Source organism: Flavobacterium sp. LPB0248 (assembly GCF_013388355.1).
Classification (GTDB): Bacteria; Bacteroidota; Bacteroidia; order Flavobacteriales; family Flavobacteriaceae; genus Flavobacterium.
This window is the reverse complement of sequence record NZ_CP058246.1, coordinates 3,590,128-3,607,049: the sequence shown is the minus strand read 5'-3', so window position 1 is coordinate 3,607,049 and position 16,922 is coordinate 3,590,128. Positions and strand designations below refer to the sequence as shown.

The window sequence follows — 16,922 nt, the reverse complement described above, 5'->3', positions numbered from 1 at the left end:
ATTTATGTATTAAAAATACAAAAGAAAAGTGAACAAAAAACAAACCTGTTACAAGACCTTATAAAAAGAAAAAGCATTAGTTATAGAAGTAAGTACATTCCAAAAAAAATGACCTGCTGTTAGGCAGATCATTACTATTTTTATGATTATTGGTAGCATCTATTTCACACGAATACTCCATTCAAAATCCATTTCAGAAACTTGAACACCTTCTTCATTTGTTCCGATAGACTTCATCCAGAACGTTTGTCCTTCTCCGGTTTCTAAAGTTTTTTTAATAGCATCGGCAATCAAATGCCCATCATTGCAGACAAAAGTAATTCGTCCTGTTGCTTTTTTAGTGAAATTTCCTTTGTTATTGGCAACCAGCATAGAGATTTTCCTCCCACTTTGCTGTATCTGTGAAATAACTAGAGCACCTGTTGTAAGCTCTGCCGCCATTGCCTGAACAGCAAAATACATCGAATTAAATGGATTTTGATTGATCCATCTGTGTTTTACTGTTACTGTACAGCTATTCTCATTTATGTCCTTTACGCGAACTCCGCAAAAGTATGCTGAAGGAAGTTTGAAGAAGACAAACTTATTAAGTTTTGATACCGAAAGTGCCATATAATTTATTTTTTTATGTAAAAATACAAAAAAACTATGCACGCACAATAAATTCTTTGCATATCAAAAGAAGTCAATAAACATGGTACTTTCAAATGATTTTCAGTGCTTTGGTCTATATTTAGCGGTTTTTAATTTGTTAAATTTTTGTTAATAATTAGTACTATGCAAAACAAGATACTGTCTTTTAGACATATATTTGCATAAGAAATTACTATATACTTTTAATCATGGAAACAACAACACCACTCATCATGGAAAAAACATCAGAAAAGAATACAGCAGCATTTACTCATTTGAGTACTTTAAGCCAATATATAATTCCGTTTGGGAACTATATTTTTCCCCTAATCATTTGGACAAACTATAAAGACAAGTCTGAATTTGCAGATCATCACGGAAAACAAGCTTTGAACTTTCAATTAAGCATTTTGCTTTATTCATTGATTTTAGCACTTATCGCAATACCGATTTTCGTTACGGTTTTCTTGCAGAATCTTCCATTAGAAGCAGTTTTTAATAGCGACGATTTTGTAATTAGAAACTTTAATTTTCAAGCAAATATTGGAATTCTAAGTGTCGGCATAACAGCTGTTATCCTTTTCGGATTATTAAAATTTGTTGAGTTCTTTTTAGTGATTTATGCTTCAATAAAAGCTTCAAACGGAGAATTATACAAATATCCGATTACGATTCCTTTTATAAAGTGACACAAAAATTAAAAGTTATAGTCGAAACATCAATCAAATCATATAAGTTTCGAAATCAATCATCAATCAAATCATCATCAATCAAATCATCATCAATCAAAAAACGAATTGTTCAATCAAAAAAAAACAAAATGAAATTATGAACATTGAAAACACAAAAGCACAGATGCGCAAAGGTGTTCTTGAGTTTTGCATCTTATCTGTATTAAAAGAAAAAGACGCATATACATCTGAAATATTAGACACTTTAAAAAACGCAAAATTACTAGTTGTAGAAGGAACCGTTTACCCGTTGTTAACTAGATTAAAAAACGATGGTTTACTTAATTATCGCTGGGAAGAATCGACCTCTGGGCCACCACGAAAATATTATGGATTAACCGAAATAGGACAAACATTTTTAAACGAACTTAGCGGTACTTGGACAGAATTATCCGACGCCGTAAATCTAATCACCAATCAAAATCAATAAGTCATGAACAAAACAGTAAATATTAACTTAGGCGGGATGTTTTTTCACATCGATGAAGATGCATACTTAAAATTGACACGCTATTTTGACGCTATAAAACGATCCCTTAACAACTCATCTGGCCAGGATGAAATCATTAAAGATATCGAAATGCGTGTTTCTGAATTACTGACAGAAAAACAAAAAAGCGAAAAACATGTTGTTGGACTGAAAGATGTTGACGAAGTGATTGCAGTGATGGGACAACCAGAAGATTATAGAATTGAAGACGAAGAAAATGCAAATCAATCTTTCAATAACTATACTGCAAGAAAACACAAAAAATTATATCGTGACAAAGAAAATGGTATGATTGGCGGTGTAGCTACAGGTTTAGGACATTACTTTGGAATTGACGCAGTTTGGATTAAAATCGTATTCTTAATCTTCGTTTTTGCAGGTTTTGGAACAGGAATTTTAGCTTACTTCGTTCTTTGGATTGTAACTCCTGAAGCGGTAACAACTTCTGAAAAATTGGAAATGACAGGAGAACCAGTGACTATTTCGAACATCGAAAAAAAAGTTCGCGAAGAAATTGATTCACTTTCTGAAAAATTCAAAAATGCAGATTATGACAAAATGGGAAACCAGGTAAAGTCGGGAGCTGGGAGAATAAGTAGTTCATTTGGAGACTTTGTCATGACGGTTTTTAAAATCTTTGCTAAGTTTTTAGGAGTAATTCTAATTATCTCAGGGATTTCTACCTTAATCATGTTATTGATTGGCGTATTTACTTTAGGAACTAATATTTTTATCGATTTCCCTTGGCAGAATTTTGTAGAAGCTGGAAACTTTACAGAATATCCTCTTTGGTCATTCGGATTGTTAATGTTCTTTGCTGTTGGAATTCCGTTTTTCTTCTTAACATTATTAGGATTTAAATTGTTGTCTCCAAACTTAAAATCAATTGGAAACATTACAAAATATACGCTTTTAGCACTTTGGATTATTTCTATTGCAATTCTTACAAGTATTGGAATCAAACAGGCAACTGAAATTTCATACGACAATAAAATAGTAGAGAAAAAAGTTCTGGCAATCAAACCTACTGATACTTTATTCATAAAGTTTAAGTACAATGATTATTATACAAAAAGCTTGAACCACTATAGAGAATTCGAATTTGTACAAGATTCTGCAAACAACGAATTGATCTATTCTAACGATGTACGTTTACATGTATTACATACAGATGAATCAGCTCCGTTCATTCAGATTGAAAAAAGTGCAAGAGGCAACTCTTTTACAAACGCTAAAAAAAGAGCAGAAAAAATTAATTATAAGTTTCAAATTAGCGGAAATCATTTAATTTTGGATAATTATTTTCTGACAGATGTAAAAAATAAATTTAGAGGGCAAGAAGTTGACATCTACCTTTACTTACCAGAAGGACAACTAGTTAAACCAGATTCTTCTGTAAGAGATTACTATAACTCAGATGACAATTTCTTTGAACTGAATTACAAAGGAGATTACAATTACAAAGTTATCGGATCTAAAGTAAAATGTTTAAACTGTCCTGTTGATGAGGACAATGACAACGATTATGAAAATGACTACGAGAATGACAACGAAAATAATACTGGTAGCTCAAATGACACTATAAAAGAAGTTTCGGTTAAAATTAATGGAAAAGAAGTTTTAAACGGAAAAAAAGGAAAATTAACTATTGATAAAAACGGAGTTGTAATCAAAACTAACTAAACCATGATAAAAATAATCATTCATATTACGAAATTTATAATTGCGACTGTTACAGCCTTATTATTTGCCTCATGTAATTTTAACATGAATGCAATTGAAGGAAGCGGAAATGTTACAACAGAAAAAAGAAATGTTCAAGGAGAATTTAAAAACATTTCTGTAAGTAATGCTATCGATTTGGTTATTGTACAGTCTGATGCTACAGAAATCACAGTTGAGGCTGATGATAATCTTCAAAAAGAAATTGTTACTAAAGTAGAAAACGGAACGCTTATTATTGAATGCAAATACAGCTCTTTCCGTAACATTACATCAAAAAAAGTAACAGTAAAAATGCCTGTTGTTCATAAAATTGAAGCTTCTAGTGCTTCAACTGTTGAAACTGACGGATTTGTTCAAGGTGAAGATGTTACTTTAGAAGCTTCGAGCGCAGCATCGATGGATGTTAAAATCGAATCTGACAGAATTGCAATAGATGCTGGAAGCGGAAGTTCTATAGATATTGAAGGTAAAGCTTTAAGTCTAACGACTTCAGTTTCAAGCGGAGGAAGTATTGATGCTGAAAAATTAATAGCAAATGACATTCATGCAGATGCCTCTAGCGGAGGAACAGTTTCTGTACAACCAATTTTAAGCTTAAAAGCAGACGCTTCTAGTGGAGGAAATATTAATTACAGCGGGAATCCAAAAACGGTTGAAAAATCCTCAAGTTCTGGAGGAAGCGTAAACAAAAGCTAAAAAAGCAACTGTTAAATATAAACGAAATCATTCATCAAAAGTGGATGATTTTTTTATATTTGTCAAAATCAAATCTAGAATTAATGAAAAAAAGTACCGCCCTACTCCTATTATTATTTGTTACGACTCTGACTTTCGCTCAAAAAAGAGAAAAAATTAAAGGTTCTAAAATTGTAACTACCTCAATAAAAGAAGTTGGAAGTTTTGATGCTCTTGAAGTCGATGATAACCTAGAAGTTTATTTGGAACAAGGAGAGAAAAACGAAATTAAAATTGAAGCCGATGACAACCTACACGATATTGTAGGCATGGATTTAAGAGAAAAAACACTTCGTTTATACACTAATAAGGAATCTGCTATTTTTAAGAAACTATCTGTTAAGGTTACTTATACTAAATCTTTGAATAAAGTAATCACTAAAAACGAAGCTATAGTTTATGCTATTCAAGAGCTACAATTAGACGACATTACAATGAATTGCATGGACTTTTCTAAATTGTATTTGAATGTAAATGCAAAGAAATTTACTTTAATTGCCGATGATAAGTCTAGAACAGAATTAAACTTAAAAGCAGAGGACGGAAGTTTGCAATTGAGTAAATATGCTAGCGTTAAAACATTGGTTTCTGCAATAAAATTCAAATGTGATTTATATCAAAAAGCAACTGCGGCCATTGAAGGAATTGCCGAAAAAGCAACTATTCGCTTAGACAATAATTCAGTTTTCACCGGAACAAAATTCACGTTGAAAGATGCAAATGTTACAGCTGAAGGTTCTGCTGTTGCTACAATTTTAGCCGATACCACTATCGCAATAGCAGCTGGAGACAAGTCTGAAATTTCATTATATGGTGATCCAAAAATAGAACTTACACGCTTTAGTGAAGAAGCAAAACTGATAAAAAAGCCAGGCGCAGCAAAACCAAAAGCAGCGACATTGTAAGCTTTTTAAAGTTTAAAAAATCAATATAACGAAAAAGAAAAATCCCAGTCTAAAATTTTAGACTGGGATTTTTTATTAGAAAAGATTTCAGCTTTCCAACAACTTGAAACCTGAAACTTGAAACTTTTTAACTTATTCCTTAGAAGCTAAATATCTTTCAGCATCCAAAGCCGCCATGCATCCTGTTCCAGCAGCAGTAATTGCCTGACGGTATACATGATCTGCAGCATCTCCAGCTACAAATACACCTTCAACATTTGTTTTAGATGTACCAGGAGTATTTACAATATATCCTGTTTCGTCGAGAGTAATATAATCTTTAAAAATATCTGTATTTGGTTTGTGACCAATTGCCACGAAGAAACCAGTTGCAGGAATTTCGATTGTTTCGCCAGTTGTTTTGTTTAAAGCTTTAATAGCATGAACTACATTGTTATCTCCTAAAACTTCAACGGTATCATGATTCATTAAAATCTCGATATTTTCAGTTTTACGAACGCGCTCTTCCATAATTTTAGAAGCTCTGAATTTTTCGCTTCTAACAAGCATTGTTACTTTTTTGCAAAGCTTAGACAAATAATGTGCTTCTTCACAAGCAGAATCTCCCGCTCCAACAATCACAACCTCTTGGTTTCTGTAGAAGAATCCATCACATACAGCACATGCAGAAACTCCACCACCCATATTTAAATAGTGCTGTTCTGATGGCAATCCTAAATATTTAGCCGAAGCACCTGTAGAAATAATTACAGTTTCACAGTGCAATTCGATTGTATCGTTAATCCAAACTTTATGAATATCTCCAGAAAAATCAACTTTTGTAGCCCATCCATCACGAATATCTGCCCCAAAACGTTTTGCTTGTTCCTGTAACTGAATCATCATTTCAGGTCCTGTCACTCCATCAACATAACCAGGAAAGTTTTCAACCTCATTAGTAGTAGTCAATTGACCACCAGGCTGCATTCCTTGATATAATACTGGATTCATGTTAGCTCTAGCCGCATAAATAGCCGCAGTATATCCTGCAGGACCAGAACCTATAATAAGGCATTTAATTTTTTCGATTGTATTTGACATAGTAATAGTTTTTTTTGAGTTGCAAATGTAAACTTTATTATAAAAAATAACGCCGAAAATAAATCTGAAATAGCTATATCAAAATAAGTTTTATTTATTTTCATTTTTTCCTTTTACAAATCAAATTTATTTATATCTTTGCATCCGCTTTCGGGCACTACCACAAAATTACATCTTCGGGGTGTAGCGTAGCCCGGTTATCGCGCCTGCTTTGGGAGCAGGAGGCCGCAGGTTCGAATCCTGCCACCCCGACAAAAGTCTTTTCATTTATTTGGAAAGACTTTTTTTTTGCAATAAGCTAAAATCTATATAATCGAACGGTTATCGCTTCCTGGTTAAAAATCAGGAAGGCCGCAGGTTCTCCTGAAAGCTTTCGGAACTGCCACCCCGACAAAAGTCTTTTCAATTTTGAAAAAACTTTTTTTTGCTTTAAACTCAAATAAAAAACTTTGCGACTTTGTTAGCTATTCGTAAACATACTAGAAACGAAATAAATAGTATTCGCCACGAATTCACGAATTTTCTTTTTAAATACTTTATCTAATATTATTCGAATTAATTCGAATAAATAATCACAAAGATTTGAAAAAACTATTCGTGAATTCGTGGCGAAAAAAATCGGTCTTGCTATTTTTCCATACTTATATAAGAAGGATAGGACTCCTTATTAGGCAAAATAAATTCTTCATCAAAAGGCTGTACGCCTTCTCCGTTATTATATGATGCCAAACGTTTTGCACCAGTTGCTGTGCTTCCACCAGTACCATTAATAACGTTTTGAATATTTCCTGGTCCTGCAAAACGTGTGATACACATTTTTTCCAGTTTTACATTTGGACTATTAGGTGCTTCAAAACCATTTTTCTTATTCACATTTCCATCAGTTCCTGTAAAAACAGCATAAGATCCCATTCCTATAGTATGATGTTCTTTTACAGTATTTGCTACTTTAAATGCAGCATAACCATCAACTCTTCCTCCTTGACTGCTCCAACTTGCTTGATTTGGCGCATCGTATGGTGGCTCATTTTGAAAGAAGAAAGTTCTACCACGTTCTCCTAACCATAATACTTCATATTCCTGATAATGTTCAACAAACAATGCATATAACGTTACATCATTACCAGAAACAATAAGTCCGTTTTTACATCTATCTCTTTTCCAGCGTGCATCGCCACCTTTTTGCGAACCATGATCGGCACGCCATAACCAGAAATGATCCCCTACAACATTATTACTTTTTATTTGCATAGAAGCCTGAATCTGTATATTTTTTGACTGAACTCCACCTACTCGACATGTAATATCACTAAGCAAAATAGGATCTATACTATGATCCGCATTTGCTCCTTCATTACCAATTCTAACTTGATAGGTCGTACTATTTAATGAATCCATTAAAAGTCCAGCAATGATAATTCCGTCTTTATCATCCGCATAAATACATCCCCAAGTATTTTTCTCTGTCGGCTCTAGTGTTACAGAAGCAATACCAGCACCAAGAAGTATAGCATCTTTTCTGTTTACCTGAATCGGAGCATTCAATGCATAATGTCCAGGAGTAAAAAATATATTTTTACCCACTTTTAATGCTGCATTAATCTCAACATCGGTATCTCCTTCTTTAGCAACATACCAATTTGCACTTAAATCTTGAATTTGGCCTTTCCCCATATCTGTTGTCGACCAAGAAACTCCCACTCTATCCTTTTGCCATGCCGGCACAAAAACTTTATATTCTCCATCATTATCAATAAAAAGAAAAGGCTTTTCTCTAATAATAGGCGTTGTCGGAATTGGCGAATTAGCATCATTTGCCTGAGGAGGATTTACACATCCCTGCCAAACCATATTATAAGAACCTCCCATAGCTCCAGAGCCAGAAGGAAAAACAGTATTTCTTGTATACCACTGTTGCTGTCCGCCCCAATTTGGCCTTGATGATGTATAATGAGTATCGGCGATAAAACCTCCACTACCCCAAAAATCAGTGTCTCCAATATCAGAAATATATTTAGAAGTACTTTCAATCAACAATCTTCGTGCACTGGTTGATTGAGAAACCGTCCAAGAAAAATCACGCATTACTTCTACATTTTCTACAGAACGCCAAAATGTACAAGTAGCATTTGCTCCACCCGAAAGATGAGGTCTTGTAAATATAGCGCCTAATTTAACATCTGACGGCACTTTACCCAAACCTCCAATATGAGAATAAAACCCTAATTCTATTGCATTTGCTTCTACAGATGATGCAGAACCCGATCCGCCAACATCATAAGTTTGCCCATTTACGTTTGGTTTAAAATAATAAGCCTGACGTTTTGTTGTCCATTCGCCATTTGCCCCTCCTAAACCAATACTGCCAAATTGCGAATTTATATCATTTTTAGCCGTTTCAGCCTTTTCATATTTTCTGTCATAGAAATACATATTATCGCCAAAAATCTGATTTTCGAGCGAAATTATAATCGTAATATCATTTCGACTTACTTTATAATAGTTCTCGTATTTATTTCTGCTAGGTTTATTATCGGTAAATGCCAATTTAGAAGTTGATCCTACCGGTACAAAATCAGATGCCAAACGACTGCCTCCTCTTGTAATGCTATAATTTCCAGAAGAACCAAAAGCTGACCATGACAACGTAATACTATGTTTCTGCTTATTGTAAACAATTTTACGCTCGATTTTTTTATTTCCCTCTATTTTTTCGCTAGAAGAATAGGGTGAAACAAAACTGCATAAAAGCATCATAAACGTAAATACTGCCAATAATGAGATTGCCTTTTTACTCATAAGAATGTTCATTTTGTGGTTTGATAGATTGTAATAATTGTAATTTTAAGAAAGCCCAAAATAGCAATAATCTCCAACCATCGAGTCCGTTTTGGGACTCAATTTTCTTATCAAAAACACTACAAAATCACTAAATCTTGTCTTTTTCTAACATAAATAAACCTTATTGAACATATATCTTTTTCTTCAACAGCTTTTTTGTCCGCAAATAGAGCGTGAAAATAAAATGAAAAACACCATACTATTTACTGCGTTAGTTTTTTCTAATATTACATGTGCACATCAAAAGAGTATTTATGAATATTGCACCAGATAAAAAAAGCGGTTTGGTTTAGGTTGCTATCGAAATTTTAAAACATAAACTTTTCGCTTCAAAATTAGATTCTTGCATTTTTGAAGCGAGAATATCTCTAAATCATCTAAAAAACTTATTAATAATTTTATTCATAACTAAAATTATTTTCAATCAAACTCCCATAAAACCCCGATTAGGCACACTTTCACAAATGTTAACAAAATAGATTTTCAGAAACCATAAATAATTGTATTTTTACGGTTCAAAATTCAGAAAATAAATGGGCAAAATCATTGCTATTGCTAATCAAAAAGGAGGCGTTGGAAAGACTACTACATCAGTAAATCTTGCTGCCTCATTAGGTGTTTTAGAAAAAAAAGTATTATTGATCGACGCTGATCCACAGGCCAATGCTACATCTGGCCTTGGAATTGACGTAGAAACAGTTGAAACCGGAACTTATCAAATACTTGAGCACACTGTAACACCAAAAGAAGCCGTTTTAAAATGTACAGCTCCAAACGTAGATGTGATCCCAGCTCACATTGACCTTGTTGCTATCGAAATTGAATTGGTTGACAAAGAAAACCGCGAATACATGCTTAAAAAAGCATTGGAAGAAGCAAAAGAAGAATATGATTATATCATTATCGACTGTGCTCCTTCTTTAGGTTTGTTAACATTAAATGCCTTAACAGCAGCAGATTCTGTAGTTATTCCTATTCAGTGTGAATATTTTGCACTTGAAGGATTAGGAAAATTGCTGAACACTATTAAGAGTATTCAAAAAATACACAACCCAGATCTTGACATTGAAGGTTTGCTACTTACAATGTACGATTCAAGATTACGTTTATCTAATCAGGTTGTAGAAGAAGTTCAAAAACACTTTAATGATATGGTTTTTGACACTGTAATTCAGCGAAATGTAAAATTAAGTGAGGCTCCGAGTTTTGGAGAAAGCATTATCAATTATGATGCAACAAGTAAAGGTGCCGTAAACTATATTCATTTAGCACAAGAAATTATAAAGAAAAACAGTAAATAGTTTTTATGACAAAAGTAATTAAAAAACAAGCCTTAGGAAGAGGATTATCTGCCTTATTAAAAGATCCGGAAAACGACATTAAATCAGTAGAAGACAAAAATGCTGATAAGGTTGTTGGAAATATCATTGAACTTGAAATAAGTGCGATTGAAATAAATCCGTTTCAGCCTAGAAGCAATTTTAATGAAGAATCGTTACGCGAATTAGCCACTTCTATTAAAGAACTCGGTGTAATTCAACCTATTACTGTTCGTAAATTAGATTTTAATAAATACCAGTTAATCTCTGGAGAGCGTCGTCTTCGTGCATCTAAATTAGTAGGACTTACTCATGTTCCTGCTTATATTCGTATTGCAAATGACAACGAATCATTGGTTATGGCTTTGGTTGAAAACATCCAACGTCATGACTTAGATCCTATTGAGATTGCTTTATCATACCAGCGTTTAATTGACGAAATTCAATTAACTCAAGAACAAATGAGTGAAAGAGTGGGAAAAAAACGCTCGACAATTGCCAACTATTTACGACTTTTAAAATTAGACCCGATTATCCAGACAGGTATTCGTGACGGTTTTATCAGTATGGGACACGGTAGAGCAATTATCAACATTGAAGATTTAGACGTTCAGACTGATATTTATCAAAAAATCGTTAGTCAAAATTTATCTGTTCGTGAGACAGAAGCTTTAGTTAAAAATTATCATGAAGGCCAGCAGCCAAAAGCAGATGGCAAACCTAAAGCTGATGCTGGATTTATAGTTAAAGAAACACAAAAACACACTTTCAACGATTATTTTGGCTCAAAAGTTGATATAAAAGTCGCTGGTAACGGAAAAGGAAAAATTACAATTCCATTTAATTCTGAAGCTGACTTTAACAGAATTATAAAATTAATAAACGGATAGTGAATAAAATTGTCCCCATTGGTCTATTGTTCTTTCTAACAGGAACCGTTTCTCTTTTTGCCCAAGCAAAAAAAGACACGGTTTTAGTCGTAAAAGACACTACCGCATTACAAGAAATAGACCCGCTTACGCCAGCAAAAGCAGCTTTTTACTCTGCTATTTTACCTGGTTTAGGTCAAGCATACAACAAAAAATACTGGAAAATTCCATTGGTCTACGGAGCAATCGGAACCAGTTTGTATTTCTATATAGATAACAATAAAAAATATCACGATTATCGTGACGCCTACAAACGAAGATTAGAAGGCTACAACGATGACAAATATCAATTTTTGGACGACAGCCGTCTTGTTGACGGACAAAAATTCTACCAAAGAAACAGAGATTTATCAGCTTTGTTTGTTGTCGGATTCTATGTCTTAAATATTATCGATGCCAATGTTGACGCCGCACTGATACAGTTTAATGTAAATGAAAGGCTTTCAATGCGTCCAGAAATTTATCCCGACGATGTAACATTTAAACCAAACGTCGGACTAACCTTTAATTATAAGTTTTAATAGAGCAGCCTCTATTTAAAAAATCAAAAACAAATCATAATGAAAATTGCGCTTTTAGGATACGGAAAAATGGGTAAAGTAATTGAAAGAATTGCTTTAGAAAGAGGTCATGAAATAGTTTTAAAGAAAGATGAATTTAACACCTATGACGGACTTTCAACAGCCGATGTTGCCATTGATTTCAGCGTTCCATCAGCAGCGGTTAGCAATATTTCTGCATCTTTTAATGCCAATGTTCCTGTAGTTTCTGGAACAACTGGCTGGTTAGAACATTATGACGAAATGATTGCACTTTGCAACGAGAAAAAAGGAGGATTCATCTCTAGTTCAAACTTCAGTTTAGGAGTAAATATTTTCTTTGGACTAAACGAATATTTAGCCAAAATCATGAATCAATTTGATTCTTATAAAGTTTCTATGGAAGAAATTCACCACATCCATAAACTAGATGCACCAAGCGGAACCGCTATTTCTTTAGCTCAAGGCGTTATCGAAAACAGTGGTTATGCAAACTGGACAATGGACGAAGCAAAAAAGAATGAAATTCATATTGAAGCAAAAAGAATTGGAGAAGTACCTGGTACACATACTGTAACTTACGACTCTGCAATTGACAGTATCGAAATTAAACATACTGCTCATAACCGCGAAGGATTTGCTCTTGGTGCTGTTATTGCCGCCGAATGGCTTGCAGGAAAACAAGGGATTTTTACAATGAAAGACGTTTTAAACTTACAATAAATCGATACAATTTAGGATTACATTCCCACCTAAATTTGAAACTTAAAATACAATATTATGACTTTATACTCTTGGTTCGTATTTTTTCTAGCTGTTCAGATTATCCATTTTCTTGGTACTTGGAAACTGTATCAGGCAGCGGGAAGAAAAAGCTGGGAAGCAGCAATTCCGGTATACAATTCTATCGTTTTAATGAAGATTATCGGGCGTCCTACTTGGTGGACTATCTTGCTTTTTATTCCGATTATCAACTTAATCATGTTTCCAGTTGTATGGATTGAGACATTAAGAACTTTTGGTAAAAAATCAACTTTAGATACTATTTTAGGGCTTTTCACTTTAGGTTTTTATATCTACGTTGTTAATTACACTCAGAAATTAGAGTATCATAAAGACCGTAAATTAACACCTGAAAACAAAGCGGCAGATACTGTTAGCTCTTTATTGTTTGCTATTATAGTTGCAACATTAGTACACACTTATGTAGTACAGCCTTATACAATTCCAACATCATCTTTAGAGAAATCTTTGCTGATTGGCGATTTCTTATTTGTAAGCAAATTAAACTATGGACCTAGAGTTCCGATGACAACTGTTGCTTTACCAATGGTTCACGACTCTATTCCTATGACAAAAAGCAAGTCGTATTTAAGCTGGCCACAATTGCCATATTTCAGACTTCCAGCATTCGAAAAAATAAACCGATGCGATATTGTCGTCTTTAACTGGCCTGTCGATACGGTTCATTATTTCTTTGAGCCAAAAGGAAGACCTGGTGTTATTAAACCAATTGATAAAAAATCAAACTACGTAAAAAGATGTGTTGGTATTCCTGGAGACAGTTTATCAATAAAAGATGGATATGTTTTCATTAACGGAAAAAAATTAGTTTTACCAGAAAGAGCTAAACCACAGTATTCATACGCTGTAGCTTTAGACGGAAAAACACCTATTGATTTTGAAACAATTTTCAAAGAATTAGACATTACAGATCCTGCAGGTTTTAGAACCGAAAAAAGAGATACTCTTTATTTAGGTGCGCTAACCGAAGCTGGAGCAGAAAGATTTAAAAACACTCCTGGTGTCACTGCAGTAATCCGAAAAATTGACACAGGAAACAACAACGACATTTTCCCTCACATTAATAAATGGAACCAAGACAACATGGGACCAATTTATATTCCGGAGGCAGGAAAAACAGTTGCGCTAACAAATGAATCCCTTCCTTTTTATAAAGAAATTATCACTAATTATGAAGGAAACACATTAGAATTGCAAGGCTCAAAATTCTTAATCAACGGAAAACCGGCAACAACATACACCTTCAAGCAAAATTACTATTGGATGATGGGAGACAACCGTCACAATTCTGAAGATAGCCGTTATTGGGGTTACGTTCCAGAAAATCATATCGTAGGAAAACCAGTTTTCATTTGGATGAGCTGGGATACCAACGGAAAAGGCATCAATAAAATTCGCTGGAACAGAGTATTTACAACTGTTGATGGTGAAGGCCAGCCACACTCTTACTTTAAATACTTCCTAATACTTCTTGCTATCTACTTTGTAGGAGATTTTATTTGGAAAAAAAGAAGAGAGAATAAAGCGTAATTAAAAAAAAGTTATTTTTGTGTCAGGTTTCAAGTTTCACGTTTTTACGTCAACTTGAAACCTGAAACATTTAAACAAGAATTAAAATCATGAATTCCTTAATACTTCCAACTTATTTCCCTTCTATTAGTCATTTTGCTGTAATAGCGCAATCTGACAGTATTACTTTTGAAATGGAAGATAATTTCCAAAAACAGACCAATAGAAATAGAACTTATATTTATAGTCCAAATGGAATTCAATTATTAAATATTCCTGTTAAGCATTCTAAAGCAACGCATCAGAAGACAAAAGACATTTTGATCGAAAATGAATTTGATTGGCAGAAACAGCATTTTAAATCGCTTGAAGCAGCTTATAGAAGTTCTCCGTTCTTTGAGTATTTTGAAGATGATATCGTTCCTATTTTCGAGAAAAAACACCAATTTTTAATGGATTTAAACTTCGAAGTTTTAGACATTGTTACGAAATGCCTTCGAATGAAACTGGAATTTGGAAAAACAACAGAATATTTTCATGAAGTTGCTGATTTTACCGATTTCAGACACTTAGCAAATGGAAAAAAAGACACTAATTCTTTCAAGAAATACACTCAAGTATTTGATGACAAACATGGCTTCATCAACAATTTAAGTGTTTTGGATTTACTTTTTAACGAAGGTAAATTTGCAATGGATTATTTAAAAACACAGAAAATAATCTAAAATTGGTCTATCGAAAGTCTAGTCATAATAGGATAATGATCTGAGTTTTCGAAATCAGGAAAACTTTCAAACTCTTTTACCTTCATTTTAGTATCTGTAAAAATATAGTCAATTCTGGCTGGATAATACTTAAACTTATACGTTGCACCAAAACCTTCTCCAGCCTCTTCAAAAGCATCTTTAAGTTTTCCTTTTATGTTTCTGTAAACATAAGAAAACGGACTATTATTCATGTCTCCACAAATAATTATTGGGTAATTACATTTTTTAATATGCTCTTTAAAAATTTCCGCCTGTTCTTGCTGCTGTGTGAATCCCTTGCTAATTCTAGCATAAATACGCTGTGATTTCTTCTGATTTACATTATCAATATCATCTGAAATTTCACTTACATCTGGAGATATCTTAATGGACTGCAAGTGCATATTATAAACACGAATAATATCCTTTCCACGCTTAATATCAGCATAAACTACATTATTATCTGACTTAGGAAAAATAATCTTCCCCTCGTCTATAATAGGAAATTTAGAAAAAATAGCCTGTCCTGTCTTAATTTTTTTGCCATCAATAAAAATATAACGGTGCGGATATACTTTTAAATCTAAATGCGCCGAATTTGAATATTCTTGAATACATAGAATATCTGGATCTTTTTCGTCTATAAAAGCCTTAATGTTTGACGGAATATCATCTCTATCCAGCCATTTAAAAACATTAAACAGACGCACATTATAACTCATTACAGAGAAATCCTTTTCGTCTTTGATATACTCTTTTCCAGAAAACTTATAAAATTTACTAATAAATGTAATTCCGGTCAGTAAAACCAAACCAGACAAAATAAGACGTTTTTTAAACTGAATTCCCCAATAGACAAAAAACAGTATATTGGCCACAAAAAAAGCAGGCATAAACAAGGTAAGCACCGATAAAAGCGGAAAACTTTTAGGTGCTAAAAAAGGTAAAACATAAATGCTAAATGTAAGCACAGTCAGCACTATGTTCAAAAAGAACATTATTTTATTAAACCAAGAAAGGTTTTTCATATTTAGTCTCCTACAAGTTTATTTTCCAGCTTTAAATAAAAACTCTTTTTCTTCCTTTGTCAGGCAATCATATCCTGACTGGCTTATTTTGTCTAAAATCTCATCGATCTGCTGTTGCGTTTTATCTTTCGTAACAATTCTTGATGTCGTTTTTTCTGTAGGTTTTCTGTAATTTTTATGAACTTTTGTAAATGGGGTCGTAGGAGATTTTTTAAAAAGATTTACAAAGAAATCTAACGTCTTAGAAACAATAACACTTAAATCGGTGCCATTCTGAAGCAATTTAATATAGGCAAATCCGAAAAAAGCGCCAGCAAGATGCGAAATATGTCCGCCCATATTTCCAAGACGAAACTGCATTAAATCTAAAATTATAATAACAGCAGTTATGTGCCAAAGTTTTACATTACCGAAAAGAAACAAACGCACATTCATTAAAGGGGAATACGTAGTTGCGGCCACCAAAATAGCCATAATAGCAGCAGAAGCTCCAACAATGGAACCGCTGATATTAGAAAAATAAAAACTCAGTGCAAAAACTACTCCTGCAAAAAGAGCGCTTAGAAGATATAGTCCTAAATATTGCTTTTGAGTAAAATAAGTCAAGAACAAAGTACTTGCAAAATTAAGCACCATCATATTGAATAACAGATGAAAAAATCCGTCATGAAAGAACGCATACGTTAAAAACGTCCAAGGTTTAAACATAAAAACCTGAGGATCCGACGACAAAGCCAACCAGTTCGGAAAAGCAAACTGACCTACTGAAAATTGATAGAAAAAGATAAGCGATACAATAAAACATGCTATGTTCCAATACATAACTCGCATAGCAATACCACCCAATCTATACTGTAATTTTAAATCGTCTAGAATATTCATAAAAATTCTTCTATTTTAGAATTCGT

General features: G+C 33.4%; 16 protein-coding genes and 1 tRNA gene. 12 read left to right on the top strand and 5 right to left on the bottom strand.

Features of this window, described 5'->3' with window-relative positions; translation table 11 throughout:
• Positions 1-159: 159 nt before the first annotated feature.
• On the bottom strand, positions 160-612 hold the full coding sequence (locus tag LPB248_RS15285; RefSeq protein WP_177212195.1) for a DUF4442 domain-containing protein: 453 nt from the start codon (positions 610-612) through the stop codon (positions 160-162).
• A gap of 254 nt (positions 613-866) precedes the next feature.
• Between LPB248_RS15285 and LPB248_RS15280 the strand changes: the two genes are divergently transcribed.
• The 5 genes from LPB248_RS15280 (at position 867) to LPB248_RS15260 (ending at position 5,219) form a co-directional block, all read left to right on the top strand.
• On the top strand, positions 867-1,322 hold the full coding sequence (locus LPB248_RS15280) for a DUF4870 domain-containing protein (protein ID WP_177212194.1): 456 nt from the start codon (positions 867-869) through the stop codon (positions 1,320-1,322).
• Positions 1,323-1,461: 139 nt separating this feature from the next.
• On the top strand, positions 1,462-1,794 hold the full coding sequence (locus LPB248_RS15275) for a PadR family transcriptional regulator (protein WP_008464689.1): 333 nt from the start codon (positions 1,462-1,464) through the stop codon (positions 1,792-1,794).
• 3 nt (positions 1,795-1,797) lie between these two features.
• The gene (locus tag LPB248_RS15270) at positions 1,798-3,537 is read left to right on the top strand and encodes a PspC domain-containing protein (RefSeq protein ID WP_177212193.1); all 1,740 of its coding nucleotides are present in this window, start codon (positions 1,798-1,800) and stop codon (positions 3,535-3,537) included.
• Between the two features lie 3 nt (positions 3,538-3,540).
• Entirely contained in the window at positions 3,541-4,275 is a 735-nt protein-coding gene (locus LPB248_RS15265; RefSeq protein WP_177212192.1) for a head GIN domain-containing protein, read from the top strand.
• Positions 4,276-4,358: 83 nt separating this feature from the next.
• Positions 4,359-5,219, top strand: coding sequence for a GIN domain-containing protein (locus LPB248_RS15260; RefSeq protein WP_255462953.1), 861 nt, complete (start codon positions 4,359-4,361; stop codon positions 5,217-5,219).
• A 132-nt stretch (positions 5,220-5,351) separates the two neighbouring features.
• Here LPB248_RS15260 and trxB read toward each other — a convergent pair whose 3' ends face one another.
• Positions 5,352-6,299, bottom strand: coding sequence for a thioredoxin-disulfide reductase (trxB, locus tag LPB248_RS15255; RefSeq protein ID WP_177212190.1), 948 nt, complete (start codon positions 6,297-6,299; stop codon positions 5,352-5,354).
• A gap of 177 nt (positions 6,300-6,476) precedes the next feature.
• On the opposite strand from trxB, the gene LPB248_RS15250 reads away from it, so the two are divergent.
• Positions 6,477-6,551: transfer RNA gene (locus LPB248_RS15250), tRNA-Pro, on the top strand.
• A gap of 375 nt (positions 6,552-6,926) precedes the next feature.
• Here LPB248_RS15250 and LPB248_RS15245 read toward each other — a convergent pair.
• The gene (locus LPB248_RS15245; protein WP_177212189.1) at positions 6,927-9,098 is read right to left on the bottom strand and encodes a hypothetical protein; all 2,172 of its coding nucleotides are present in this window, start codon (positions 9,096-9,098) and stop codon (positions 6,927-6,929) included.
• Between the two features lie 575 nt (positions 9,099-9,673).
• Between LPB248_RS15245 and LPB248_RS15240 the strand changes: the two genes are divergently transcribed.
• The 6 genes from LPB248_RS15240 (at position 9,674) to LPB248_RS15215 (ending at position 14,965) form a co-directional block, all read left to right on the top strand.
• Entirely contained in the window at positions 9,674-10,441 is a 768-nt protein-coding gene (locus LPB248_RS15240; protein WP_008464569.1) for a ParA family protein, read from the top strand.
• Between the two features lie 5 nt (positions 10,442-10,446).
• Positions 10,447-11,349 (top strand): ParB/RepB/Spo0J family partition protein, encoded by a 903-nt coding sequence (locus LPB248_RS15235; protein ID WP_177212188.1) that lies wholly within the window; start codon positions 10,447-10,449, stop codon positions 11,347-11,349.
• On the top strand, positions 11,349-11,909 hold the full coding sequence (locus LPB248_RS15230; protein ID WP_177212187.1) for a DUF5683 domain-containing protein: 561 nt from the start codon (positions 11,349-11,351) through the stop codon (positions 11,907-11,909). Before LPB248_RS15235 ends, LPB248_RS15230 begins: the two co-directional genes overlap by 1 nt.
• Positions 11,910-11,948: 39 nt before the next feature.
• Positions 11,949-12,650: a 4-hydroxy-tetrahydrodipicolinate reductase gene (dapB, locus tag LPB248_RS15225; protein ID WP_177212186.1), complete on the top strand. Its 702-nt coding sequence runs from the start codon at positions 11,949-11,951 to the stop codon at positions 12,648-12,650.
• Positions 12,651-12,707: 57 nt separating this feature from the next.
• The gene (gene lepB / locus LPB248_RS15220) at positions 12,708-14,261 is read left to right on the top strand and encodes a signal peptidase I (protein ID WP_177212185.1); all 1,554 of its coding nucleotides are present in this window, start codon (positions 12,708-12,710) and stop codon (positions 14,259-14,261) included.
• Positions 14,262-14,350: 89 nt separating this feature from the next.
• Positions 14,351-14,965: a WbqC family protein gene (locus LPB248_RS15215; protein ID WP_177212184.1), complete on the top strand. Its 615-nt coding sequence runs from the start codon at positions 14,351-14,353 to the stop codon at positions 14,963-14,965.
• Here LPB248_RS15215 and LPB248_RS15210 read toward each other — a convergent pair.
• Positions 14,962-16,014 (bottom strand): endonuclease/exonuclease/phosphatase family protein, encoded by a 1,053-nt coding sequence (locus LPB248_RS15210; protein ID WP_177212183.1) that lies wholly within the window; start codon positions 16,012-16,014, stop codon positions 14,962-14,964. The genes LPB248_RS15215 and LPB248_RS15210 overlap by 4 nt on opposite strands.
• Positions 16,015-16,032: 18 nt before the next feature.
• Positions 16,033-16,896, bottom strand: a complete 864-nt coding sequence (locus tag LPB248_RS15205; protein WP_177212182.1) for a rhomboid family intramembrane serine protease — start codon at positions 16,894-16,896, stop codon at positions 16,033-16,035.
• Positions 16,897-16,922: the final 26 nt, after the last annotated feature.